The sequence below is a fragment of the Paenibacillus pabuli NBRC 13638 genome, from assembly GCF_001514495.1.
GTDB classification, from domain to species: domain Bacteria; phylum Bacillota; class Bacilli; order Paenibacillales; family Paenibacillaceae; genus Paenibacillus; species Paenibacillus pabuli.
Genome location: NZ_BCNM01000022.1, coordinates 22,868 through 48,645 on the forward strand (window position 1 = coordinate 22,868; position 25,778 = coordinate 48,645).

General features: G+C 45.8%; 24 protein-coding genes and 1 pseudogene. 14 read left to right on the forward strand and 11 right to left on the reverse strand.

All coding sequences use genetic code 11. The annotated features are described in order from the left end of the window. Positions 1-125: 125 nt before the first annotated feature. Positions 126-665, reverse strand: coding sequence for a DoxX family protein (locus PPA03S_RS25170; protein ID WP_062327043.1), 540 nt, complete (start codon positions 663-665; stop codon positions 126-128). A gap of 335 nt (positions 666-1,000) precedes the next feature. Here PPA03S_RS25170 and PPA03S_RS25175 point away from each other — a divergent pair, with 335 nt between their 5' ends. The 4 genes from PPA03S_RS25175 to corA all read left to right on the forward strand — a co-directional run bounded on the left by PPA03S_RS25175 (position 1,001) and on the right by corA (position 5,217). Continuing rightward, a complete protein-coding gene (locus PPA03S_RS25175; protein WP_062327045.1) occupies positions 1,001-2,068 on the forward strand; it encodes a DUF3048 domain-containing protein in 1,068 nt (355 codons plus the stop codon). 216 nt (positions 2,069-2,284) lie between these two features. Then, positions 2,285-2,902, forward strand: coding sequence for a DUF47 domain-containing protein (locus tag PPA03S_RS25180; protein WP_062327047.1), 618 nt, complete (start codon positions 2,285-2,287; stop codon positions 2,900-2,902). Positions 2,903-2,916: 14 nt separating this feature from the next. Beyond that, positions 2,917-3,906, forward strand: a complete 990-nt coding sequence (locus PPA03S_RS25185; RefSeq protein ID WP_062327049.1) for an inorganic phosphate transporter — start codon at positions 2,917-2,919, stop codon at positions 3,904-3,906. Between the two features lie 351 nt (positions 3,907-4,257). Continuing rightward, positions 4,258-5,217, forward strand: a complete 960-nt coding sequence (corA, locus tag PPA03S_RS25190) for a magnesium/cobalt transporter CorA (protein WP_062327051.1) — start codon at positions 4,258-4,260, stop codon at positions 5,215-5,217. 140 nt (positions 5,218-5,357) lie between these two features. On the opposite strand, the gene PPA03S_RS25195 is transcribed toward corA, so the two are convergent. From PPA03S_RS25195 to PPA03S_RS33050, 4 genes are all read right to left on the reverse strand, one after another. Continuing rightward, positions 5,358-5,774, reverse strand: a complete 417-nt coding sequence (locus PPA03S_RS25195; RefSeq protein WP_062327058.1) for a MerR family transcriptional regulator — start codon at positions 5,772-5,774, stop codon at positions 5,358-5,360. A 24-nt stretch (positions 5,775-5,798) separates the two neighbouring features. Further along, positions 5,799-6,527 carry an SDR family oxidoreductase gene (locus tag PPA03S_RS25200; protein ID WP_062327065.1) on the reverse strand — a complete coding sequence of 243 codons (729 nt, stop codon included), beginning with the start codon at positions 6,525-6,527 and terminating at the stop codon, positions 5,799-5,801. Positions 6,528-6,777: 250 nt separating this feature from the next. Beyond that, positions 6,778-7,866: a DNA alkylation repair protein gene (locus PPA03S_RS25205; RefSeq protein ID WP_062327067.1), complete on the reverse strand. Its 1,089-nt coding sequence runs from the start codon at positions 7,864-7,866 to the stop codon at positions 6,778-6,780. A 125-nt stretch (positions 7,867-7,991) separates the two neighbouring features. Next, positions 7,992-8,621 carry a hypothetical protein gene (locus PPA03S_RS33050; protein WP_157284364.1) on the reverse strand — a complete coding sequence of 210 codons (630 nt, stop codon included), beginning with the start codon at positions 8,619-8,621 and terminating at the stop codon, positions 7,992-7,994. Between the two features lie 454 nt (positions 8,622-9,075). On the opposite strand from PPA03S_RS33050, the gene PPA03S_RS25220 reads away from it, so the two are divergent. Beyond that, the gene (locus tag PPA03S_RS25220) at positions 9,076-9,366 is read left to right on the forward strand and encodes a YerC/YecD family TrpR-related protein (protein WP_017690665.1); all 291 of its coding nucleotides are present in this window, start codon (positions 9,076-9,078) and stop codon (positions 9,364-9,366) included. A gap of 3 nt (positions 9,367-9,369) precedes the next feature. Then, positions 9,370-10,155, forward strand: coding sequence for a sirohydrochlorin chelatase (locus PPA03S_RS25225; protein ID WP_062327073.1), 786 nt, complete (start codon positions 9,370-9,372; stop codon positions 10,153-10,155). 145 nt (positions 10,156-10,300) lie between these two features. Here the strand turns inward: PPA03S_RS25225 and PPA03S_RS25230 are convergent, their stop codons facing one another. Further along, complete coding sequence (locus PPA03S_RS25230; RefSeq protein ID WP_062327075.1) at positions 10,301-10,867, reverse strand: TetR/AcrR family transcriptional regulator; 567 nt, start codon at positions 10,865-10,867, stop codon at positions 10,301-10,303. A gap of 167 nt (positions 10,868-11,034) precedes the next feature. On the opposite strand from PPA03S_RS25230, the gene PPA03S_RS25235 reads away from it, so the two are divergent. The 4 genes from PPA03S_RS25235 (at position 11,035) to rlmD (ending at position 15,894) form a co-directional block, all read left to right on the forward strand. Beyond that, a complete protein-coding gene (locus PPA03S_RS25235) occupies positions 11,035-11,961 on the forward strand; it encodes a ketopantoate reductase family protein (RefSeq protein ID WP_062327077.1) in 927 nt (308 codons plus the stop codon). A 75-nt stretch (positions 11,962-12,036) separates the two neighbouring features. Beyond that, positions 12,037-12,453, forward strand: coding sequence for a DUF4395 domain-containing protein (locus PPA03S_RS25240; protein ID WP_062327273.1), 417 nt, complete (start codon positions 12,037-12,039; stop codon positions 12,451-12,453). Positions 12,454-13,103: 650 nt separating this feature from the next. Then, entirely contained in the window at positions 13,104-13,985 is an 882-nt protein-coding gene (locus PPA03S_RS25245; protein ID WP_062327079.1) for a diacylglycerol kinase, read from the forward strand. Between the two features lie 394 nt (positions 13,986-14,379). Further along, complete coding sequence (gene rlmD, locus PPA03S_RS25250) at positions 14,380-15,894, forward strand: 23S rRNA (uracil(1939)-C(5))-methyltransferase RlmD (RefSeq protein WP_411835331.1); 1,515 nt, start codon at positions 14,380-14,382, stop codon at positions 15,892-15,894. 423 nt (positions 15,895-16,317) lie between these two features. Here the strand turns inward: rlmD and PPA03S_RS33440 are convergent, their stop codons facing one another. Both PPA03S_RS33440 and PPA03S_RS25265 read right to left on the reverse strand, forming a co-directional pair. Beyond that, a complete protein-coding gene (locus PPA03S_RS33440) occupies positions 16,318-16,608 on the reverse strand; it encodes a hypothetical protein (protein WP_245683724.1) in 291 nt (96 codons plus the stop codon). Positions 16,609-17,286: 678 nt separating this feature from the next. Continuing rightward, positions 17,287-18,207, reverse strand: a complete 921-nt coding sequence (locus tag PPA03S_RS25265) for a ketopantoate reductase family protein (RefSeq protein WP_062327085.1) — start codon at positions 18,205-18,207, stop codon at positions 17,287-17,289. Between the two features lie 157 nt (positions 18,208-18,364). Here PPA03S_RS25265 and PPA03S_RS25270 point away from each other — a divergent pair, with 157 nt between their 5' ends. Then, positions 18,365-18,955 (forward strand): TetR/AcrR family transcriptional regulator, encoded by a 591-nt coding sequence (locus tag PPA03S_RS25270; RefSeq protein WP_062327088.1) that lies wholly within the window; start codon positions 18,365-18,367, stop codon positions 18,953-18,955. A gap of 209 nt (positions 18,956-19,164) precedes the next feature. Here PPA03S_RS25270 and PPA03S_RS25275 read toward each other — a convergent pair whose 3' ends face one another. Next, a complete protein-coding gene (locus PPA03S_RS25275; protein ID WP_245683725.1) occupies positions 19,165-20,943 on the reverse strand; it encodes a leucine-rich repeat domain-containing protein in 1,779 nt (592 codons plus the stop codon). A 523-nt stretch (positions 20,944-21,466) separates the two neighbouring features. On the opposite strand from PPA03S_RS25275, the pseudogene PPA03S_RS25280 reads away from it, so the two are divergent. Next, positions 21,467-21,794 (forward strand): annotated as a pseudogene (locus PPA03S_RS25280) (VanW family protein); the annotation flags it as partial. Positions 21,795-21,932: 138 nt separating this feature from the next. Here the strand turns inward: PPA03S_RS25280 and PPA03S_RS25285 are convergent. Then, entirely contained in the window at positions 21,933-22,139 is a 207-nt protein-coding gene (locus PPA03S_RS25285; protein ID WP_062327098.1) for a DUF2536 family protein, read from the reverse strand. Positions 22,140-22,519: 380 nt separating this feature from the next. Between PPA03S_RS25285 and PPA03S_RS25290 the strand changes: the two genes are divergently transcribed. Then, a complete protein-coding gene (locus PPA03S_RS25290; protein WP_062327100.1) occupies positions 22,520-23,500 on the forward strand; it encodes a tRNA dihydrouridine synthase in 981 nt (326 codons plus the stop codon). A gap of 205 nt (positions 23,501-23,705) precedes the next feature. Here PPA03S_RS25290 and PPA03S_RS25295 read toward each other — a convergent pair whose 3' ends face one another. Continuing rightward, on the reverse strand, positions 23,706-24,761 hold the full coding sequence (locus tag PPA03S_RS25295; protein WP_062327102.1) for an ankyrin repeat domain-containing protein: 1,056 nt from the start codon (positions 24,759-24,761) through the stop codon (positions 23,706-23,708). A gap of 277 nt (positions 24,762-25,038) precedes the next feature. Here PPA03S_RS25295 and PPA03S_RS25300 point away from each other — a divergent pair, with 277 nt between their 5' ends. Then, the gene (locus PPA03S_RS25300; RefSeq protein WP_062327104.1) at positions 25,039-25,608 is read left to right on the forward strand and encodes an SF0329 family protein; all 570 of its coding nucleotides are present in this window, start codon (positions 25,039-25,041) and stop codon (positions 25,606-25,608) included. The last annotated feature ends 170 nt before the right edge of the window (positions 25,609-25,778 follow it).

Consider the following 25,778-nt stretch of genomic DNA (forward strand, 5'->3'; position numbering starts at 1 on the left):
TATGTTCATCATAATACGTGTTTCTGTGGATGAGCAAGCGAGACTGAATACGTAGCTTATGAAAAGAACAAAAAAGTTCTGCTCTCCAGGGGGAGAAGAGCAGAACCGAGTGATTCATCGAATGATTAAGCTGTTTTATGTGTAGGGCTGATCGTTGGTGTGTCTTTAGGCTGGTTGCCTTTATTACGAGTAAACAATCCGCGGAGGTAAGGCATTACCCAACGATCCAGACCGATCTTACCAGCGTTGGCACCAGCGACCACAAGGAAGATTTCCAACAGAACCAGTTGTGCATTCGTGCTTACAGTTCCCGAGAAGAGGAACGCGAAGTTCATGACCATGGCCATCAATGCTGCCAGTGTTGTGAAGCATCCAAGAATGAGGCCCAGACCTACAAGGAACTCACCGAGAGGGATGACGAAGTCGAACAGTCCTGCATTCGGTACTGCAAATTTCTCAAGGAAGGTTGCCCACCAAGCTTGAACTGCTGGATGATCACCCGTTGCTTTCTCTACAGCTCCAGCAAGGAAGCCACCTGCTTCAAATCCGCCTGTCAGTTTGCCCCAGCCGTGTGTCATCCAGTCGTAACCGATATACACCCGAAGTACTGTCAAAATCCACATTGCCACTTTGTTTTCTCTAAGCCATTGGTTGAAGCTGAACATATAAACCACTCCTTCATGGAATTTAGTGTGTGTTGTTTTTGTTTTTCTAAGTGATCACCTTTGATGTCTTTATTGTATAGTTCAAAAGTCATCTTGTTTGTGATTAAAATCACAATCTAGTTCAAATTTTAAGTAAGGTTTGAGAAGTTCACATTTAGGACTTATTTTCATGCCCGTATGAAGTTTCATACATAAAATACAGGGTACCAAATGCTCCTCTAATCGAAGACAAATGCGGTAGTGTGTGATTAAATGGAAAGAAATACGTGAAATGGTTACCTGCATAGAGCAACCACAACTTAGATTTCAGCCATACCGTCCAGGAGGTACATATATTGAAGCAATGGAAATGGAACAAAACGACATCTGCGGCGTCGCTGCTCATTCTGGCCATGAGTCTGGTGGCTTGTCAGAACAAGGAGATGGTCCAGCTACCAGAGCCGGAGTCCGTTCCTGCACCTGTACAGGAAGAAACCATAACCGAGGAACCTGCCACGTCACTCTACACAGCACCGCTGACGGGGCTGCCTGCGGATGAAGCCATTACGCGCCGCCCGCTGGCCGTTATGATTAACAATGCACCTGCAGCAAGGCCCCAATCAGGTCTGAGTGCGGCCGACATTATTATCGAAGTGCTTGCCGAGGGTGGCATTACCCGATTTATTGCAATCTTCCAGAGTGAAGGAGGTACGGAGACGGTGGGTCCTGTGCGCAGTATTCGTCCTTACCTGATCGAGCTTGGCGAGAGTTATGATGGTGTACTGGTTCATGCGGGCGGGAGCCCTGAAGCCTATTCCATTTTGCAAAAGCAGCAGAAGCAGCATATGGATGAGATCTCGAATGGCGGCCCCTATTTCTGGCGTTCCTCCGATCGTAAAGCACCGCATAATCTGTACACGTCATCGGACAAGCTGAGAGAAGGAGCGGATACCAAAGGCTATAGTCACGACTTCAAGTCGCCTGTGTATTCGTATAACGAAGAAGGTTCTGCTTCCTCTGGCGAGACGGCCAAGCGATTCGATATTCATTATTTATTGGAGAGTTACCGGGTCACGTATGATTATGATGAAGTTAGCGGACGATATATGAGATTGGTGAACGGGAAGACAGATCAGGATATGGATAACGACGAACAGATCGGAGCGGCCAATATTATGGTCGTCGGTGCGAATCATAAGGTGCTCGACAACGTGGGCAGACTGTCCGTTAATCTGGAGCAGGGCGGGGAAGCTATGCTGTTTCAGAAGGGGAAGGTCATTCATGGACAGTGGGTAAAGAAACCGGGTGATATTATTCGTTTTGTGCAAAATGGGACCGAAATGGCCCTTGTTCCTGGCAAGACCTTTATTTGTATCGTTCCGAATCAGCCTGACTTTGCAGAGCATGTCGAAATTCAAAATTAATCCAATTTCAGGAGAAATGTAAACGCAGTGTAAAATTTCATCATCATTTTTCCAGTCATTCCAAATAATTAAGATTCATTTCAGATTTATGTGATAAGAATATAAAAAAGGATCATGCCTTATGTACAAACCGTGAAACATTTATGATAAGATATCAAAGGTTGTCATTTCATGTTTCATCGGTTATCGGCAATTTCTCGTAAAGGGGATAGAGCTATGAAGCTTAAGAAGAAGAAGGATATATTTTTTGAAACACTGGAGAACATGGCAGATACGGTTGTTCAAGCGGCAGATTATTTCTCCCAGCATGTTTCCAACCTTCAGGATGTGACTCTTTTTGCCAATGAAATGAAGAAGTACGAGTCCCAATGTGATGACTATGTGCACACGATCATTACAGAACTCAACAAAACATTTATCACGCCGATCGAACGCGATGATATTATGGAACTGACAACGACACTTGATGACGTATTGGACGGACTCGAAGCAACGGCTTCCCGTTTCTATATGTACCAACTGACTGACCCGGACGAATATATTGTTCAATTCGCTGAAATTTTGCGCCAATCGGCTTACGAAATTCAGAAGGCCATTCATTTGCTGTCTCAGAAAAAATTGCTGGCGATTCGCGAGTACACGATTCGTTTGAATGATCTGGAGAACCAGGGCGATGAAGTGCTGCGCAACTGTATCAAGAACCTTTTCGCAACAGTGCCTGATCCGATTGAATTGATCAAGCGCAAAGAAATCTATGAACGTCTTGAGACAACAACGGATGCTTGTGAACATGTTGCGAACGTGCTTGAATCCATCATCATGCGTAATTCTTAAGGAGCCAGAGAATAATGGAAACAACGATTTGGGTATTGGGTATAGTCGTCTTCCTTGCACTGGCGTTTGACTTCATTAATGGTTTTCACGATACAGCGAACGCCATTGCAACTTCGGTCTCGACACGGGCACTAACTCCGCGCCGGGCAATCCTTATGGCTGCCGTGATGAACTTTGTCGGTGCCATGATGTTTACAGGAGTAGCGAAGACGATTGGGGGCAGCGTAACAGACCCCACCAAGCTGGATAACGGGATAGAGGTCGTCATCGTCACCTTGATCGCCGCGATTATCTGGAATCTGGTTACATGGTGGTTCGGTATTCCTTCTTCATCCTCGCATGCACTTATTGGAGCCCTTGCAGGAGCAGTACTTGTTGGTGCGGGCGCTGATAAAGTGAAATGGAGTGGATTTATTGATATCGTCGGAGGATTGTTGTTATCACCTCTGATTGCATTTGCCATAGGTTATGTGGTCATGACGATTCTCAAATATGTTTTTGCGAAACGCAGTCCGCATAACGTGAACAAAGGTTTCCGTACAGTTCAGATTTTTACAGCCGCTCTCCAGGCGTTTACACATGGTACGAATGATGCTCAGAAAGCCATGGGGATTATTACGTTTGCATTGGTTGCAGCCGGGGTACAGGATCATCTGGATGTCCCGCTGTGGGTTAAAATCTCTGCAGCAACAGCAATGGCTCTGGGTACGTCCATCGGTGGTTGGAAAATCATCAAAACGATGGGAACCAAAATCTTTAAAATTGAACCGATTAACGGTTTTGCCGCGGATTTGTCAGCTGCATCCGTTATTTTCTCAGCAACTTTGCTTCATCTTCCAGTAAGTACAACACATGCGATCACATCGGCCATTCTAGGTGTTGGTTCCGCGAAGCGTTTTTCTGCTGTAAAATGGGGACTAGCTGGACGTATTATTATTACGTGGTTTATTACGATTCCGATTACTGGGGCGTTGGCAGGATTGTTGTACTGGATCATTTTCTAATTCGAAAAAGTGTTCTAGGACAAATTCTGGGTTTAAGGCAAACTGTTCATAACTATGTGAATATCGGGATATGTGGACAATTATACAACCAAAAAGAAGAGACGCCTGTGCATGAGCGTGTGGACAGGCTGGATATGTGGATAGCCATCCGTGGAATGATAAACCAAAAGAAGATATTCCTGTGGATACAGGGAACTGTGGATAGGGAAATGAGAGAAGCCAACAGGGTTGGCTTTTTTTGTTGTCGCGTCCCCAGGATAAGTGGGATCATGGGCCTGCTGCAGGAGACGATTCAGTGGTTAAAGTTGTACAATAACGTAAAGGATACAAGACAAGGACGTGGTCTGATTTATGATTCGTACACTCGCGATTACACGGGAACATCAGGTTTCCGTGAATGTACCGCTGACACAGCTGGACCTGCAGGATTATGCTTGGGTATGGGCAGACTTCAACCAGCCTTCGGAAGAGGAAAGCCGATTGCTGGATACATATTTTCATTTTCACCCATTGGCGATTGAAGATTGCCTACATGTATTACAGCGCCCCAAACTCGACTATTACGACAATTTGCAGTTCCTTGTACTGCATGCATTGAATCCATCCACATTGGAAGCAGAAGAGGTGGATCTGTTCCTCGGGACGAACTTTCTGGTGTCCTTTCATCATGGCGTACTGGAAGAAGTGGATGAAGCATGGGAACGGTTGTTGCATCATGCACACGAACGAACCATTTGGGCTCGTGGCCCGGTGGCAGCAGCATATACGGTGATGGACAAGCTGGTTGATCATTATTTCCCGTCGCTGTTTGCCATTGAGGATGAGCTGGCTGAACTGGAAAACCGGGGTGGAACAGAGTCGGTGGAAGATCTGATGAACCAGGTGTTTGACCTGCGGAGTCGATTGCTGAAGCTTAGACGCACCGTAGTGCCGATGCGGGATCTGCTGTATCGAGTGGTCAATTCCCAACATGTGCAGCGATCAGGGGAGCATACGGCATATTTCACGGATATCTATGATCATCTGCTGAAGCTGACCGACATGATTGAAGCCGATCGGGAGATGACCGCAGACCTGAGGGACAGTTATATTTCACTGAATTCCAACCGAATGAATGCCATTATGAAGACTCTTACGGTAATTACGACCGTCTTTATGCCGCTGACGCTGATCGCCGGAATTTATGGAATGAACTTTGCCTATATGCCTGAGCTGCAATGGAAGTATGGATATGGGGCGGTAATGCTGTTGATGTTCGTACTTGGCGGGATCATGGTGGCTTGGTTTGTAAAGCGCGGCTGGTTTAAGTAGAGTAAATGGAGCCAGATATCAATGTGGACAAGTCCAACGTATGTATTGTAACCAAGCGATGATCTTTTTGGCAATTGTGGCTGCGCCATAAAAAGATCATCGCTTGTTGTCTCCAAAATTCCAGCAGGCGGCTGGATGTTCTAGAATGTAGGGTTACAGTGAGGGTCATCAAGATCGGGATGCTCCGAAATTTCCCGGTAATGCTGAAGCTTATACGCTATAATTTCTGAGGTTTCGTTCAGTCTGGATATCTCCTGCTGAATTTTACGTTGATGCTCTTCAAGGATGGCGTATCTGGCAGACAGGGTTTCAGGGCCCTGTTCAGAGAGCTCCCGATAGTACTTCATTTGTTCTATGGTCATCCCGGTTGCCTTGAGCCGTGTTAAAAAAATGATGCCAAGGATATGATCCTTGCTATATTGTCGATGTCCGTTCGTTTTTCGCTCTGCATAAGGCAGGAGGCCTACTTTTTCATAATAACGGATAGTATCTTCAGTTAAACCGGTTAGCGCTGCTGCTTCCCGGATGGACGTAACGATGTCTGGAATGTCCTGCATGAGATCAAACTCCTTAGTGTTGGATTACCAAGGTAGTTCTCCATCGTTTCCATGGAATCCTCCTGTTGGACCATCTTCATCCAAGACAGCTAACTTAACCACAATAGCAGCAGCTTGCTGCACGGTGCCTATTCCTGTGAAGCCGTTTAGATCGGTTGCCGTAAAGCCGGGATCGGCAGAATTGATTTTGAGCGGTGTATCCCTGAATTCTTTGGCAAGTGTAACGGTGAACATATTAACCGCTGCTTTACTGCTGTTGTAAGCGAGCAGGTTAAATTGAGCATGTTCGTGCTCGGGATCGCTATTAAAGGCAAGTGAGCCGAGACCACTTGTCAGGTTGACGATTCGTCCTGCAGGGGATTGCTGCAATAAAGGCAGCAGGGCCTGAGTAACGGAAATCATACCAAAGAAATTGGTGTCGTAGGTTTTCCGAATGTCCTCCAAAGAAATCTGACTGGGCAGAGCAGCCCCTCCAACAGAGATTCCTGCATTGTTAATCAGGACGTCCAGCGAGCCAAACTTTTGCTCCATTTGACTGACAGCAGCCTGAATGGTATCTTGGCGGGTTACATCAAGCATGATCCCATGAGCCTCGATGCCCTCGTTAACCAGGATTCGGGCGGCTTCCTCGCCTTTGAGTTCATTTCTCGCTCCCAGGAGAATAACATATCCCATTTTTCCTAACTGCCGAGCGGTTTCGAACCCGATTCCCTTATTTGCTCCAGTAATGAAAACGTACTTTTTCGTTTGCATCTGTCATTCCTCTTTTCATGAATAATGTAATGTAGGGTGATGATCTCCGAATGGTACAACTTGGAGTGTACTCCAAGTCAACAGGGAGTTTGGAAGATGATGATCGGGGCGAGTGCTGTGAGTGCGCCAAATAACCGAATACCCGTCTGTAACAGACTTCTGCATTCGGTTAAGGGTGTTTTTAATCTTATCCACATGTGAATAAATCTTTTTATTCATAAGCTGTGCATAACTTTTTCGTTGGACTGTACTATTCTTGTTCCAAAACAAAGGCCGTGCTGGCCGCAGGTTGTCCATTTACAACAATCGTAAGTGTATGCAATCCAGCATAATAAAGTCTGGTCGTAATCACTTTGAACGATTGTTTCGTTGAAACCTTGGTTCTTCCGGTAGGGTAAGTCTTGTCAGAGCACTTAAAACGCTTTGGTGCCTGCTTGCCATTCGCTTTCATGTATCCGATCTCATATTCGATACGCAGCATCTGTGACTGACCACTTTCATTAACGACATCAAAGGAAAAATGAAGATCTTCCCCAATGGCTACGGTATCTCTTGCAAGTTGAAGATGCTCGATATGTGTCGCATCCTGCTCGACATATCCAAAGAGACTCAGCGCTTTCGGATGTCCCTTTTTCAGCAAAGAGCGGCTTGCGTGACGAACGATCCAGTCCGTATGCTCATGTTGTCCGTACCAGCTTGAGGCCAAATCCAGGACCAGTTCCGGATGGTCTTTCGAGATATCGTTCAGATGATTGGCAACACTCTTTCTAACGTATAAGGACTCGTCCTGCTTCAATGTATGCAAAATCGGAAGTACAGGCGTTGGATCGGTAATAAATCCCCGTAGTTTGGACCCCCACGGAAGCCGCGGGCGGCTGCCTTCACTGGCAAGTCTGCGAATATGTTCATTGGAGCTGTCTGCCCACTCCATCATGTGTTTCATCGTTTCGATCGGGTAACGTTCAATAAACGGGCGTACCGCGAACTCGGAACTGGAATAAGGTGTGAAAACGGTCAAGTATTTCATGGATAGCTCGTAGTTTTCCGATGCCAGTCCGTTCACTTCAATAAAATCCGGTACGAACAAATACTCAACGCCACGCATATATGGTGCAGCCTGCTCGATAATCGTCAATGCTTCTTCATAGCTGTCAGGCAGCACTTCAGTCAACGCCAATGTGATTCGGCGAATACGGGCTTTGAATTCCAGTTGATCCCAGCCCTCGGCAAATACAAGTTCTCTGAATTGCTGTATGTTCAGCTGGGGATAGAATTGGTGCAGCTGCTCTCCGGTTCGATGGATTAAAGCGGGAGTATATTTATCTTTGATCAGTTCCATAGTCCGCCTCCTTTACCTGCATCCAGTATACCTCAATTCACATGAATAAGAACATAGGTTCCTGGTCAGCCATGAACAAAAGATGAAGGCACCCTCTTTATGCAAGAGAGTGCCTGGGAATGGAATTAGATTTTTTTGCTGCTTTTGGGACGACGTCTGGTAGAGCTGGATTTACGACTGGGTTTGCTGCTGGAGCTGCGTTTACGCGGTGCAGCAGTCGTTTTCTTACGGCGTTTGCGTGAGCGAGGCGGCGAATATTCTTCATAATCTTTATCCGCAGCGCTGCTGTTGTTTTTTCCTTTGCCAAAAGGAAGCATACCCATTACGAGCTTCATCATTGGTGCCATCTGCTGAAAGCCGCCAACGACCTTTTGCATTTTGCCGATCCCGTTCATGATGCCATCGATTCCTCCAAAGCGGTCGATCATACCCTTCAGTTCTCCGATGTTGGGCAGTGAAAAGCCAGAGGAAGATGCAGGTGCTGTCACCGGAGCAGGAGGGGCTGCAGGGGCTCCTCCGCCAAAGAGACTTCCTCCGGGTCCTCCCGGGCCCCCTGGACTATAAGGCACAAGTCCGGATGCTTCGACTTCCTGGAATGGAGGATAATATGGATCAACTCCAGGATATACGGGGTGAACCTCCACTTCATTCAATGCCCGCGGCGGCATGTATGCAGATGTATAAGCCTGCCGAGGCGAATGGGAAGAGGGACGCTGCCGCGAGGCGGGCTGGCGGTGATAATAATGCTGTGGCATGAACTATCACGTTCCTTCTATGTTGGATTTCGGAATTGCGTTCCATCAGCTGTATGACAGATGTGCATAACATACCGAGATGGAACTCCCTTTTGATATACTGTATGTCATTAGCGGAGAGACGGCGTAGGCGCTTATCCCGGAAAACGGGATATTTGCGGATTTGGGCGCAGAGGAAGATAAGAGGTTTTGAGTTGGGTGATATAGTTTAGACACAAATTTGTAACATTTTAAATGTATAAAATCCTACTTAATTAATCGGATATACACAGGTGAAAAATGGGGAAAATCGCGATATAGTCAGGGGTTGTACACGAGGGAAGGACAATAGTACCTATTGAAAGCGGTAACATGTATTTTTATTCTGTACTGCGTGAAATCGTTAACGCTTGAAATACCAACTCAGGGTGGGTACAATGAAGGTACACAGTAACCGCTAGGGGATGATGATGAAATGCAGCTGAAAAAGCTAAATGATAAAAGTATTGAACAACTATTTGAGGCCATTTTGACTCTGAAAGATATTGAAGAGTGCTATGTATTTTTTGATGACCTCTGCACCGTAAATGAGATCCAATCCATGTCCCAACGGCTGGAAGTAGCTCGTATGCTTGGCAAAGGAAATACCTATAACCAAATTGAAGCAGAGACGGGGGCAAGTACAGCCACGATCTCTCGTGTAAAACGCTGTCTGAATTATGGCAATGACGGTTATAAAATGACGCTGGAACGCCTGGGACGTTAAACAATGAAGAAACCGGGTGTACTCATCATTAGTCACGGTTCTCAGGAGAAAACCTGGGTGGAATCCGTCGATGGCGCGGTCTCCCGGTTAAATCTGCCTGAACCATTACCCGTTGAAGCCGTGTTTCTTGAACTTGTGGAAGGGCGCCTGATCCAGGACGGTATCGACCGACTGGAAGCAGAGGGTGTAACGGACATCCTGGTGGTACCTTTATTTGTTTCCTCCGGCAGTACACATGTGGATGAAATTGAATATGCCATCGGTGCCAAAGAAGCCCCGGAACGCGAGACTGATCTGGAACCGTTTAACGTACAAGCGCGGGTTCACTTCGGTTATCCTGTGGATAATGATCCGGATATTGCGGTCATGGTGTGGGATAAGGTGAAGTCCCTGTCGCAGCACCCAGAACAGGAAACGATTCTGTTGATAGGACATGGAAGTATCCATAATGGATTCCGTCAGCGCTGGGAAACAGGAATTTCTTCCCTCGCACAGCGGGTACAGGAAGTCAGCGGTGTCGCGCATACCGATTATGCGCTGCTTAATCCGGATAGTGTGTATGACAAGGCGAAACACTGGATTGAAGAGCGGGGGAGCCGTGTTATTGTGGCGCCGCTGTTTTTGAGTGCCGGTTATTTCACCATGAAGGTGATCCCAGACCGACTGAAGGAATTGGATTATGCATATAGTGGTGAGACGCTGCTTCCGCATCCGCTGTTAGGAAAGTGGCTGGAGCGTCAGATTCAACGTTTACTGGAAAGATGTGATGAGGTTAAGGTTTCTTTCTGAAAAGGGCCTTGGCTTCACGAATGAGCGTATTACTGGCAGCGAAGCCTGTTCGCGGAGCGATCCGATGGGTTTGCCAAATAAACGAAGCCACGTCCTCGGGACGTGGCTTTTTGTGATTACAAGTGATTTAGCAAACCGATCGGGTTTAACCCTTCACTGAAGAAGGAAGAACCAGATGAAGCTCTAGCAAAGACATCAATTCTTCGACGATCTCCTCTGCTGGATAAGGCATAGAATTCATGATCCACCATTCCATCAGGCCAGCGGCGGCAGAAGCCAGGAATTGCACAGTGATTTCCCTATTGATCCCCTTATGAATGCCACATGCATCAACCTGCTCCTCCACCCCCTGAATCAGGAGCACCATCAGCCGATTACGGAAGGCTGGAATTCCTTTCCGGGTTAATAGCGTGGTATAAACGGAAGCGTGCTGTTCCAGGTAACGGAAGGTGCGAAGCAGTGCTTCCTTAATGGTCATGGGAGTCGTAGGACTCTCGACCATACAGCTGTCCACCAATTGCTGCAAATAGGTCTCAATGCTTTGATCCAGCAGATCGAATTTGTCTGTATAGTGCAAGTAGATGGTACCTCGGTTGACATCAGCCCGATCGGCAATATCATTTATCGTAATCTGCTCGAAATCCCGCGCTTCCAACAACCCGATTAAGGCATCGGTTATGGCTTTTCTTGTTTTGACCACTCGTCTGTCCATGGCGCCTCCTCTGATGTTTTCAACATTATCGATTCATTCGTTGATTATTCAACAATAACGGATATTTTAGCGATTGAAGCATTGCGGTTGCTTTGTTACTCTTATTTTATCAACAACTGTTGATAAAGCAACGATTATCCATAAAATCTGAAATAAAGGGGCAACCAATGAATATATTAGTGTATGGCGCTGGCGTTCTGGGTAGTCAACTGGCTCAGGTTTTGGTGCGCGGGGGAAATGACGTCACCATTCTGGCTAGAGGAAAGCGGGCAGAGGAACTGGAAAGGGACGGGATCGTCATTCGTCATGTGTTCCAGTTTAAAACAACCGTTGATCCGGTTCGGGTAACCCGGAGCCTGGAAGAGGACGACATCTATGATCTTATTTTCGTGGTTATGAAATATAACGATTTTCCATCGGTGCTGCCTATTTTGGCGGCCAATCGGAGCAGTAACGTGGTAATCGTAGGCAACAACGCCGATGCACGAAGCATGCAAACCTTTTTGGAGGAAAACAGCAGAGTGGAAAAGAAAGTCGCATTTGGTTTTCATGTCAGCGGCGGGCGGCGGCAAGAAGATCGCATGTTATCCATTGGTGGAGCAGGTGGACAAATGGTGATTGGTGGGCTGGACGGTGAGATTGCCTTTAAATCCATACTGGATCAAGCTTTTGAGAAGACGAAATACAAGTTGAATTACCTGGACGATATCGATGCCTGGCTGAAAAGCCATATTGTGCCCATTCTGATGCTTAATGGGGTGAGCTTCAATGAGAAGCGTGAGATGATCAAGCTGGACGGAAACAGAAAGCAACTCCAGCATATGATTGGAGCGATGGATGAAGGGTTTGGCGTGCTTGAAGCTATGGGCATATCGATTATACCGGAGATCCAGGCCAAACTGATTCGAAAGCATCAACGGATGCTTTACCTTCTATTGAAGATTTATAGTGTGCTTCCGTTGTATAAACTGGTTGCGGGTTCTTTTGGAGAGATCGAGGCGTTAAATGATGCCTTTAACGGTTGGAAGAAGGTTACCCACATGTCTACTCCTCATTGGGATGTGCTTAAAAAGGGATATTCTAACCTCAAATGAGATGACTATTGCTCGAAATCCCGATCCCGGCTACAATTAAACCAACTAATAAAATGGGGATAAGGTGATATGCAGATGCGGGAAGTACCTATGCGCTATGTCAAAGCGAACCAAATCGGGATTGTGCTAGTTGTAGTCCTGTCATTTCTGTTCAACCAGCCGTTAATTCTGGGAGCGTTATGGATTATCCAGGTCGTCGGTCTGGCATCTGGAGGCAAGCTTAATCTGTTTGTGCAGATTGGTAAGGCCGTGTTAACGGGAAAAGGGACAGAGACACAGGCAGTGGAACTGCAACGCTTCAACAATGTTCTGGCCGTATTGTTTCTTACGCTGGCCCTTGTCTCATTCGGCCTTGGTTGGCAGGTAGCGGGTTATATTTTCTCGTCGATGCTTCTCCTCGCTGCAAGTGCCGCATTGTTCGGTTACTGTGTAGGCTGCACCGTATATTTTTGGTATAAACAGCTCCGCGCTGGCAGAAAGATTGGCTTCTAAACTACATGTGAATGCACAAACAATCCCCTCCAAGTTCTGTGTCTACTTGAAGGGGATTTTACTTTTTTATAAGAGGATGGCTGTTAATCTGTTCTCTGCACGAAAATGTTTCATTTTATTTGTCATCTCGTTCGGTTCTTTTGTAAATTTTTTGAAGTATATAGTTGTTCTCATGATTTGAGAGGATAGAAGACTAATTCCTGTTCAGGCGGGCAGAATGGTGATGGATGGTTCTGGATGACGGGAAATTCATAGGATTAGATTCAAGAGGAGTGGGATAGGTTTATTTTGTAAAAGATAGCAGGATCGGAAATATGGGAAAGCATGCCTGCAATGCTGCCGGAGAGAGGTGGCTCTCTTGAATTTGGTGTTATTGTCCTCGCAATGTAAAAATCAGTTTTCTGAATATGAAAATAATTACTTATCATTCGCAGGCTAGGACATCTTTACATTTGATGATATGATAGTACATAAAGGCTTTGGAATGAGATGGAATTCCTTATGCATAGATATAGGTATGGGTGAATATTTGATCTGTATTAACGGATGTGAATGATTGAGTAAAATGATACCTGATTATATTTGCTCGCAAATGAACGAAAATGAGGTCGATCAGACTCATGGATAATGTGGAATAGGTGGCGTATGAGATGAAAAAAGCTCGCTTAATATATAATCCGACCTCAGGCCGGGAAGAAATGAAGAAACGTCTGGCTGATATTTTGCAGCGTTTGGATCAAGGTGGCATCGAAGCCTCTTGTCACGCAACTACGGGTGAGGGAGATGCAACCCGTGAAGCGGAGCTGGCGATAGAGCGCGGATATGACATGATTATTGCTGCTGGCGGCGATGGTACGCTGTACGAAGTCATTAACGGTATGGCCGAGCGGGAGAATCGTCCTCCGCTGGGTGTGTTTCCTGTGGGAACAACGAATGATTTTGCGCGTGCGTTGGGAATTCCGAGACAGTGGGAAGATTACGTAGATCTGGTCATTAACCAGCAGCTTCGTCCACTTGACCTGGGAAAGGCAAACAATAAATATTTTATCAATATTGCAGGCGGAGGTTCGTTAACCGAACTGACCTATGAGGTGCCAAGCCGTCTCAAAACGATGATTGGGCAGCTTGCCTACTATATGAAGGGTATTGAGAAAATGGCGAGTCTGTCTCCGCAGGAACTGGTTATCCGCGCGGCAGGTCAGGAAACGATTCATGATGAGTTCATGCTGTTCCTGATCGCCAATACGAACTCTGTCGGCGGCTTCGAGAAGCTGGCTCCGGGTGCAACTATTGATGATGGTCTGTTCGATGTGATCGGTGTACGCAAATGTAATCTGGCTGACATGATTCGCCTCGTAACCCTTGCGCTGCGTGGTGAACATCTGAATGACAAGAAGGTTGTTCATTTTCAAACGGATTATATGGAAGTGACGTCACCAGGGTATGTTCAGTTGAACCTGGATGGCGAGCTGGGTGGCACATTGCCAGCGACCTTCAGAAACCTGCGTCATCACCTGATGTTGTATCGTTAAGAATGGTGTGGGCAATGTGTTTTTCCAGTTGCCGTCCGTGTAGGGATCACGTATAATCTCAGGGTGAAACGGTAAAGATCGAATGGAATGAACTCCCCAAGCATGGGGTGATATATAAGAAGAAAGAAGTGAATGTACGTTGTCTAATACGAACCGCAGCGGTCGTGGAAAAAACCGCCGGAATTCGGCTGCCTCTCAGGGGCCAGGGAACGCTTCAACGTCCCGTCAGTCAAGCAAATCAGCTCGTCCATCTACACGTCAGCAAGGGAAAGAGGTGCGGTCACAAGGCGCATCTCTTTCTGCCGTTCGTCCAAAGGGACGGGAACGTCAATCTGCATCAATCGAAGGACTTCCTGTTAGCAAAAATGAAGAGACTGTCATCGACATCATTGGTATGAACCATGACGGTGAGGGTGTCGGTCGTGCCAACGGGTACACGTTGTTCGTGCAAGGCGCGCTTCCGGGCGAAACCGTACGCGTGAGAGTGATGAAAACCAAGAAGCAGTACGGCTACGCCAAACTGCTGGAGATTGTGAAGGCCAGCCCGGATCGTGTATCCGCGCCTTGCCCGATCTACGATCAATGCGGCGGCTGCCAGATCCAGCATATGAGTTACGCCGGACAGCTTGCGTGGAAGCGCCAGCTGGTGGTGGATAATTTGCAGCGGATTGGCAAGCTGAACGTGTTGGTGGAGGATGCGGAGACGCTTGAACAGAGCTTGCAGGATGACACTTCAGTTGGTGAGGTGAAGCTGGAGGAACGGTTGAAACAGAATGCGAACCAGGCAACTGAACCAACACAAGAATCTTCCGAAGTACAACTGAAGGGAAACAATCGTATTCGTCTTCGAATGGAAGGTATTATGGACGAAGAAGGTACTGAGCACGCGATCCGTGTGCTGCCTACCATGGGTATGGACGAGCCATGGCGCTATCGCAACAAGGCACAGGTGCCGATCGGTGTGACCGAAGGTGGTTTGGTAGGCGGATTTTATGCCAAAGGAAGCCATCGGATCATCGACATGGAGACATGCCTCATTCAACACGAACATAATGACGAAGTGGTGGCGAAGGTTAAGGAGATCGGCAGTCATTTTGGAATCAGCGCATATAACGAAGAGACAGGTCGCGGTTTGCTGCGCCACGTAGTCGTTAAGAAGGCATTTCGTACAGGCGAGATGATGCTCGTCCTCGTCACCAATGGGCGAGATATTCCGTACAAGGACGAATGGATCGGTAGCATTCGTGAAGCGATTCCGCATGTCGCGAGCATATGCCAGAATGTGAACAAGAAACAGACGAACGTCATCTTCGGCGATGAAACCCGCGTCCTGTGGGGCCGTGATGTAATCTACGATTATATCGGGGATGTACAGTTTGCGATCTCCCCTCGTTCGTTCTACCAGGTGAATCCGGTGCAGACGGAAGTGCTGTATGGGAAAACGGTAGAGTACGCAGGACTGAGCGGCAAAGAAACTGTCATCGATGCCTATTGCGGCATCGGAACGATTTCTCTTTTCCTCGCGCAGCATGCGGATCAGGTGTACGGGGTGGAGATTGTGCCCGAAGCGATCGAGGACGCTCGCAGCAATGCGCTCTTGAATGAGATGAAGAACGTGATGTTCGAAGTTGGCGCTTCCGAGGATGTTATCCCACGCTGGAAAGAACAAGGCATCGAAGCCGATGTCATCGTCGTCGATCCACCGCGTAAGGGCTGTGATCCACGTTTGCTGGATACGATCTTGGAGATGAAGCCTGAGCGCGTGGTGTATGTGAGTTGTAACCCGAGCACGCTGGCACGTGATCTGCGTGTGCTGGAGGATGGTGGGTATCGGACGGTTGAGGTAACGCCGGTGGATATGTTCCCGCATACGGTGCATGTGGAGTCAGTGGCGATGTTGATCAGATAAGATTAATAGTTGAGGTGTATTGGCGTGGAATAGTAACGAAGTGGGTCAATAGCCCACTTCTTTTTTATGCTTAATGTGGGCTGTGCAGATAAGATGTCCTTTCTGTACCCAATATAAAAGTCCACAAAGGTGTTTTTCAACTTGAATCGCAAGGACGGAGAGTGATTTTTTCTTTGAATCTTATTATTGTTAATGATCTGAGCCACCCCATGTAAGTATCAAAAATGCAGAAAAGGCCGCCCCTGCTGACACAGGGAGCGACCGCTAACCAACATGTGAACGGGCAGGAAGCCTTGGGCTTCTGAACATCTCACAGCTTAATTATACAAAAAGTCTGCATTTCGTAAGAGTACTGTAACTCTCTTATGGTACAACATTAGCGCGGCGGGGGAAATCAAAATCTTACCCACCCCCACCAATAGTTTACTTCCTCTTAGCAGGTCTCCATTTAAAACCGCAGTTCATACAGCCGTTTACAATTTCACTTCTCCCAACGAATCCAATTAGGATGCTTACGGGTAAAGATATAAAGATTGATATCCCGAAAATAACTCCGATGATAGCTATCAAACCTTCAACAACTCCACCTCCACCTCCAGTGCTACTTCCACCAATTCCAACTGCTACATTCATGTGAAAAGAATAAGCTCCAATCGTACCGATTAAGACTAATATGAGAGGAAATAATCCCATCCACCACAGTGTTTTAAACAAGTTTGCGAAACTGTACCCTCTTTTGTTGGCTACTACTTGCTGTGACTTGCATTTGCGGCATGCAACAGCTGCAGTATTCGATTGACTGACCGCTCCCGCTGTTTGGTTTAGAATAGCCTTGTTAGTTTGGGCTTGCGTTGTCCTGTTGGGATGATTGACTATGGGTCTAGTGGTACGTTGCACTTCTTTTGACTCCCTCCTGATGGCCTATTATAGGTATGTATTTAGAACTAATTCGGCAAAACTTTCCAAAATCCTCTTTACAGCCTTTCTATTCTATTATTGTTCGCATTTGCTCAAGCACATAGAGCGAACATTGATAGCAAGGGAGATGATATCAAGGAAAATCGAAAGAAATTCTAATGGAAACAAGTCATTTATTAGTCTGCTACTGCCATTGATTGATGCTGAGATTGACAGGATTATGGAACAGCAGGATGACTTGATGCATAATGATAGTAGCGCCAATACACCTAATAGTGAATAGGTAGCGTAACTATGAGGTGTGCAGTATATATTCATGTGTCAACGGGGATATTGCCACAGTAATTAATTCCACGCAGCACAGTGGATGAGGCTTACGTTCGTCGGATGGAGAATCGTTTTATATAATCATTTGGAGAGTTGATGTCGGTCTGAACAATATCAAGTTGTCGAGTTTTTCAGCTTTCAATAACTTTAATGTTGTTCAGTGTTATCAAGTGCTGTAGTAAGACGTGGTAAAGGTATGCCTAACTTTTTGGCTTCTCTCACAACTTCAAGTACCGCAAAATTTGGTTTGCTATTGTTGTATTCGATGATAAGCCGTGGTATGCTGCCCTTTGCCAAAATAAACTTGTTAAAAAGCGTGCCGAGAAGTGCCGGTGGAATCTTGGTTAGCAGGAGAGAAATCATATCAATTTTTGCACCTCTTGCTTTGAGTACAGGTACAATTTCCCTCATATTCTTCCCAACATTTGTGAATGAGTCACGATGATTCATGATTGCTGGAAAACTTCCCACTTTTAGTACTTCGGTTTCCATAGCCGCATTCATGGCAAAGTGATTCCATAGCCAGTTTTGCATATCCTTTATCCAACTAATTTTAAAATGGGCACTTTCAAATAGTTCCTTGACCTTGTTGTTTATCTGTTCCGTGCCTACCCGTGGTTTTTCCAGAAATATCGTTTTTAAAAAGCCGCCCCTAAGCTTATTGTCCTCAATGCCGCCTCCGGCTCCTGGGAACCCAAAGACAACATTGTTCATAGACAAAGGTGAGATCGATGATTTCAAATCTTGCCAAATGTTATTGAATATGAGGACAGGGGTGTTTCCAGCAACAGTCGATAGTAATTGTGCTGCTTTTGGAAGTTGTTCCGTGTTGACACTTACAATAATGAGATCATAATTTGCGCTAATCTCCTCATGTAGTTTGACTTTCCAGTTTTCTTGTATTAGCTGTTTCCCTCTTCGTGCATCCCACATTTCAAGCTCTATATGGCTTCCGAAGGTTTCTTTTCTCCCTTTTCTAACGTAAAACTCTACTGTATGTCCTGCCTTTTCAAAAGCCCAAGCATATTGGGTCGATATTACACCTCTACCAAAGAATAAAATTCTCATATTACCTCCTAAAAATGTATTTCAGTCCTTGTTAATAATCCAACAACGTGTTGTATAATGTTATTGTATTGATTCACTATAGGGTCATCAACCATCAGATTTTTAATATCTGTCGTATGATTGGTTGGACTGATTGAACAGAAATTGGAGGAAAATCATGCATAAGCAACCTGAAATTACGGACAAAACAAGGCAGACATTTGTAAATGTATTCTGCGATTTATATAGCCGAAAACCAATCGAAAAAATATCCATTCAAGAGATTGCTAAACAATCAGGATATAATCGCAGTACATTTTATCAATACTTTACGGATATCTATGAGTTGTTGGACTACGTTGAAGAGCGTGTCTTTAAATCCATTAACGAGGAAATGGCAGGCAGAGAGTTTTCTACACATACTTTTCAAGACGCACTTCAATGCTTGGAAAATGCAGAGGACATTTCAGTTCTTAAGGCCCTCTTGGGCGACTATGGTTCTGTTCATTTTATTGAACGTCTGAAAAGAGAAATTCCCTTTGAGCGATTGATTGTGGACTTTCCAACAAATGATGCTTTAGCGCCATATATCATTGAGTTTTACATATCAACATTAATATCTATGTTTCGTCTTTGGATACGCAACGGCAAAGATCTATCGTCAGAAGAATTGGTCGGACTGATCGATAGCCTATTTGCAAAGGGGATAACCCCGTATCATATCTTTGGCAAGGCCAATCCGCATCGCTTTGATTCGAATAAAAAGTAAGGGGACGAGGAGAAAGAGAATGAGGGACTTGCTGTAACAGAATCCCTGATATCAGGGTCGCTTCCCTAATCATTTTGCAAGAGCCTTTTCTGGTGTGCCTACAAACAGATCATACAGATATCCTCGCGAAAATAGTAAAGAGGAGCATTTGCTCCTCTTTACTTCTTTAACTATAGTAGTCTAAAACTCTCCATCATCCCAGGCGGTAATTAATATACGTGCACACCCGTACCAAGCACGGATTTGTTTTGTACGGAATTACCGGTTAGATATACCTTTTGCAGATTAGGCAGCTGGCTTAGGGTCTCGATATTGGAAATGGCATTGTTCTCGAGATGAAGCTCTTCTATGGCCTGCCAGTTACTCATAAATTCCAGAGAAGCCAAATTGCTGTCCTGCAGGGTGAAGGAACGCAGAGCGGACATTTTGGCAAAGTAAGGCATCATTTGGTCAACTTCAGTAACAGAGGTGTTGTTTATGCTGAAATATGGCTGCTCTAAGGTCAAGTGTTCAAGCACGCTGTTCTCCCCGGCCGCCTTTTGTTCAAAGTTCAGCCTGCATTCGGAGCACACCAAAGATTTCACTTGCTTTAAACGAAATAAAGCATCGCTCTCCTTGTACAGTGACGAGTCGTAAATTTTTAGAGTCTGTAGGCGTGGCAAGCCGTCCAGGGCGCCAAGACGGGTTATTTCACTGATTTCCCAAAGGGAAAGCTGCTCCAGTTTCGGGAACTTTCCCAGCTCAGCCAAATTTAACTCACCGCTTCCGCCACGGAGCGTCAGGCTGGTTGCGGCGGGAGCCTTCAGCCCGGAGAGAAAGGAGCCTGGGATTTCCACTCGTCCTACATTAGGTAAAGATAGCGCCTCTGCGTTCTCGTAGTAGCCGGACAACGTTAATTCTCGTAGAGAAGACAGACTGTTTATGGTCTTTACCGAGCTAAGTTTGCTTAAGGAAGCCAGGCGTAGTTTGGTAATGGAGGTCTTGCCGGCTAGGCGCTCCAGACTGGAAAAATTTAAATTTTCGATATCTAGCGTTTGTAGTGCAGGCATATTTTGCACAAAGTCGATGGACTTTACGTTGGTTAAATAGGAAAGCTGAAGCTCCTGAAGCTGGGTTAAGGCATACAGCGGCTGTAGGTCTGTAGCTTCACTGTAATGTATAGACAAGGATGACAGCCCGGTCATGGACGACAACCATCCCAGTTCATTGACATAGGTGAGTGACAGAGACTTGAGCGGCAGCTTGTTTAACAGAAAAAAATCCGTTACGGACTCATCCACATAGGTAATGGATAAAGAGTTCAGATTGGGGAATTCCAGAAGTAAGGCTAATTCCTGATTGCTGCGAAGCTGGGTAGAAAGCTCCGTAATTTTAGACTTGTCACCAAAGTAGCCAGAAAACGTGCTAAAGGATTCGTTAAAAGCACCACCATAGCTTTTTAAACCGGACATATGGGCAAGAGTGGTTTGATCCGTCTGGGAGATTTCATAGTTATTCGTCAGGTCCAATGCCGTCAGTCCCTTAAAAGCTTCAAAATCTCGCTGATCAATCTTCTGGGCATTCAGTCTCTTGTCCTGAGTAACATAAGTGATCTTCTCGGCGTGCTCATCGCTGAAGGGATCGGAGAAGCTATAGGTAAACTGCCACTGGTCATTATCCGAATACTCCACGGTCAAATAGCGCAGACGAGCCAATTCCTCCTCTGTCGGCAAGGCAGATCCTTTATCGAAGATATCCTGCAAAAAGGAGAGCAGAACCTCGCTTTCAGGCATCTTCCGTACAGACAGATTGGCCTCTGTTTTCGGATGAGTGGAGCTGACGCTGTAATAAAAATAAGTACCGATGGCGCCTGATATGACGAGCAGCAGGACCAATACCAGCCTTAGGGGGACGGAGACGGAGACGGACGGCTTCGGCGTGGCCTCAGGAACTGTCCCGTGGTAATGGTTAATGGTCTGATCCACATAGTAGACATGATTTTGTTTCAATAAAAGCTCTGTTTCACAATAGGGACACTTTAAAACTTCATCCTCCTTGTATTCAATTCTTCCGTTGCAATTGGGACAGTTTAACGGAATAAATGCCACGGATGCTCCTCCTTCATTATGATAATAAGATCATGCTGAACTGTCATTTGACTTCATTATACCCGGTCTATTCTATGAAACCTTCTCTATGTAAAAAAACAACTTCGAATTTTACCTTAGAGGTGGGCTCCATACCGTTACTCCGGCCAATCAAGTTAACTTTATCCCGAATCATGGACCTTTGTATACTATAGATTGGAAGAGCTTCAAAACAAGCACCCTTCAAGTATATTAAAATAATGTTCAAACCTAGAAAGGATCATGTGTATCGTTTATATCCAAAATGGAAGTTTAACTTTTGACGCTGAGCGAGAAGTGTACTTCTGTCCAGGAACTGAAGTACCGAACGACGGATTACAAAGGTTAACAGCAATATGCGTCCGATCCAGAGCAGTACCAAAGCTGTCCGGTTTTATGGCGGCTTCAAACCTGGGTTGCCGGAGGGCTCTGTCAGCTTTCTAACCTGATCTATTGGATGACGCTGCACACACCGCTCGCCGTTGTTGAGCATCATCCGCACACAACCGTTTGGAAGCGGGGCAACGTGTGCATATAACTATCTGGATCTGATGATCTCGAATCCGATGACAACATGTTACCAGCTTCATCTAGAATTGAAAGATCATGTGCTGCGAGGAGAATGGCGTGCAGACGAGAAAGCACTGCATTCTTATGAAATCTATGAGAAGCAGCACCGCATTGAGCAGCAGCATTGGGGAGGTTACGTGAGGAGAAATGTGCTTCATCGGCAGCACTCATGATGTATTCCCCCTAAATAACTGAAACAGCGAGCATTGGTTAGCTACATGTTGCTTTGGCTGGGCAGGTTATCTAATGGATAACATGCCCATTTCCTTTTTACGAAATCGCATATTCCCTACTCTTGTCCATCAATCTACGGCAAAATGTACAACCGCACTATATAGCATTTTGTTGCGAATCGGGTCGAACGTCACTTGATGCTGAACCTGCCTCACTCGCAGCATTAGCGCCTTATTCATTCCGATCCTGTCTTCGATCGCTCGTTCCAGTTCACGGAAGTCATAAGCCTGCAGGCATTCGACTTTGTCTTTGATAATATCCAGCGTAATTTCCATGTTTGATCCATGCCTCTCCATGTAAGGATTTGCAGGTTAAAAGCCTGCCGAGCTTCATTTTAGAGGAGCTTTTCCAGATCGGCAAGAGAAATCACGCTGAAATTCAAACAAAGACATGATAAAATCGGTAATGGGGAATTCCGGATTCAATGAACATTTCAGTAAATAGAAGATCTATTGGAAGTACTAACAGATAATGCTGTTTGAGCGAAGTTCATTTGCATGGTATAAGTGAAGAAGAAGCAAGGACATCAAAATGTAAATTGTAATGAAACGGCTAATGCTAATTTAAAGGATAAGTATGCAAATGCATGAGCTGCGATTTTTTACTATTAATGAGGACAACAAATTGTCCTGGTATATATAGAGGGGTTTTGGATATGACAAAGGAAAACTTTTGGCGTGATTTGCCACGGCCATTTTTTATACTTGCGCCCATGGAAGATGTGACGGATGTTGTGTTTCGGCATGTCGTAAGTGAAGCAGCCAGACCGGATGTGTTTTTTACGGAGTTTGCGAATACAGAGAGTTATTGTCACCCGGAGGGGAACAAAAGTGTGCGCGGGCGTTTGACTTTTACAGCAGATGAACAGCCGATTGTGGCGCATATCTGGGGAGATAAACCTGAGTTCTTTCGAGAGATGAGCATCGGTATGGCGAAAGAAGGTTTTAAAGGCATCGATATTAATATGGGGTGCCCTGTAGCGAATGTAGCACAGAACGGAAAGGGAAGCGGTCTAATCTGCCGTCCCGAAGTTGCAGGGGAAATCATCCAGGCGGCTAAAGCGGGGGGACTGCCCGTCAGTGTAAAAACAAGGCTCGGTTTCACTGCTGTAGACGAATGGCGTGACTGGTTAACCCATATTCTGAAACAGGACATTGTGAATCTGTCCATTCATCTTCGGACAAGAGAGGAAATGAGCAAAGTAGACGCTCACTGGGAACTGATTCCGGAGATTAAGAAACTTCGTGATGAGGTGGCGCCCCATACACTACTGACGATTAACGGGGATATCCCTGACCGTCAGACCGGATTGAAGCTTGCGGAGCAATATGGTGTGGATGGTATCATGATTGGGCGCGGTATTTTCCAGAATCCGTTTGCTTTTGAGAAGGAGCCGAAGGAACACAGCAGTGAGGAGCTGCTTGATCTGCTGCGGTTACATCTGGATCTCTATGATCAATATTCAGCACAGGAGCCACGTTCGTTCAGCCCGCTTGCTCGCTTCTTCAAAATTTATGTCCGTGGATTCCGCGGGGCAAGTGAACTCAGAAACAGCTTAATGAACGCCAAATCAACTAATGAAGTGCGTGCGCTGCTTGATGAATTTGCAAGTAAGGATCACGATGAGGCGGAGTAACGTGGAAGTTAACTTTTCTTTGCTAAGGGAATGTGCGAAATAGGAGAGGGAAGACTGGAAATCCATGTGGCTGTTTGAAATATAATTAAAGCTAAACGGCAATTCTTCCAATAATTTTGGGAGAGAGCTGTTTAGCTTTTTTGCATTATTTCTAATTCAATAGATAAAGAATAAGCCCGCGATTTTATTGAAAAGGCCTAGAGCGTTAACGCGTATACTCCGGTTGTGCCATCGGGACGGGCTGAGGATTGGCAAGCACCCATAGCACGGCCAACTCGCATAATCTGGCAGGCGCATCATAATCCGATCCATTGCGAAGCCTGCTGGCCAAATCTGCTGCCTCTTGAAGGAGTGCCGGAGCTAATGGCGCTCCAGTGCCCAGGTAGCGAATCAGGGCATCCAGCATCTTGCGATACTCCGCATCCCAGTTTCCACCGCCATTATCCAGTACTTCATGGGACACGCGCCCTGTGATGCGGATAACCTCTCCCTGCACCGTTTGAGCGTGGCCCTTGGCCGGGATGAGATATTCCCACAGTTCCTGGTGTTGCTCGGGCCAAGTGGTTGCCTTTACCTGAATGGGTGCAGTCCCATCATGGATGATCCGATTCGCTACCGGCTCGACATCAAATAGCTGGTACAGCTTGATCAATGCGTCTGAGACTTCGTCAACCTTGTCCTTATTGAACTTGTCCCGTGCGAATTCAAAATCTTTGCCAATTCGCTTCACCGACTCTTTCATCGTTGGGGTGATGGATGCTCCGGCATCCAGCAGGATCGTGGAAATCTCCGCCAGATTGACAATATCCCCATTCCGGCTATTAACTAATCCCTTAGCTAATGGGGTATTCCCCTGTTTATTCTCTACATTGATATTAGCACCTTGGCTTACTAGTTCTCGTACCGCATCCGTTCTATACGCATTGACTGCTGCGTGCAACGGTGTTTCATTGCTATAATCAACAGCGTCCAGCTCCGCACCCAATTCGAGGAGCAAAGCTGCATTTCCCGACCAGTGTGCAGCATGAGCGTGTAAAGGCGTGCGTTCATATTTGTCCCGTGCGTTGATATCGGCCCCTTGCTCTACCAACCAGCGAATCAATTCATCGGAAATCTGCCGAAAGCTGAGGGCGGTACCTTTGCTGTAGCCTCCGCGGGCATCCCATTCGCATTGCTCAAAGACTTCTTTTACAGCAGCAATATCATTTGTTTTAATAAGTTGATTCATATTAGCGGGTAATGTTGATTTCTTCTTGGTCATTAAACTGTTCCTCTCCTTTGTGAATAGGAATGTGTGATCAATGATAGGCAATGATAGTTTAATAGGATGCAGATAATTTTCTGCAAGTCTATCACATAGGGAAGTTGAAAACCAATCATTGGGGTGCTCTCGTTTGAGTCGTGCCTTATTATATGACGTCGATTTGTTGTGCTGTGTTATAATTTAAGTGAAAGTCGATATTGGAGATAGGTTGAAAAAAGATAATTGAAATGATTGCCGCAATTTTGACGGCAGGCTTTATAAAATAGGAGGATATATGTCCTGGAGCAAATTGAAGCAGCAGCTGGAGAGTTTCCTCTGTCCTGCGTTAGTAGGTAGGGTCGAATACCGCGCAACAAGTTACCGTTATTTACTTGGTAAATCAGGGGATTGTTACATTACCGTAGATAAAAAGAACATACTCAATATGAGTGATACTACAACCTCAATCCGATGGTATCAGACCGATCAGGAGATTAAGAACGATCCCAATATCCTGATTCCTGTGAATAATGAAGAGATTGAAGCCATCCGAAAAGAGTCCAAAGGGAACGTTCCCGAGGATCGTCTTCAAGTCATGGCAAGAAGCAGAAAAATCTCCGTACATGCCAAAGAGCTTCTGTTGGTGCAGGCCGCATTAAGTAAATCGAATTTTACCGTTGCAGCTACAACGTTTTTATCCACTTCTATAGAGGAAAACTTGGAGAGTAGTGATATCCTGTTAAATATTCTGGCTTTGGTGGACAGACGGGTTGGCAAAAAGCGAATCTTAAACATGACTGAACAGATGAAATTAAAGCACCCAGCTGTGCAGTATTTTTATGAACTACGGCGCAGTACATTGTAGGTCGGTTTAGCCGCTTTTAAGGGCGGTGAGCTTAGCAAGAGGATATACGTCAAGTAGACCGCAACCTTTGCATGGGGGGCGGTCTACTTGTGTTTATTGAGAAAGTTTATTTGTTTGCTATAGCCTGTACCTATAACCAGTTATGGTTTTTAAGTATCTGATCTAACCCC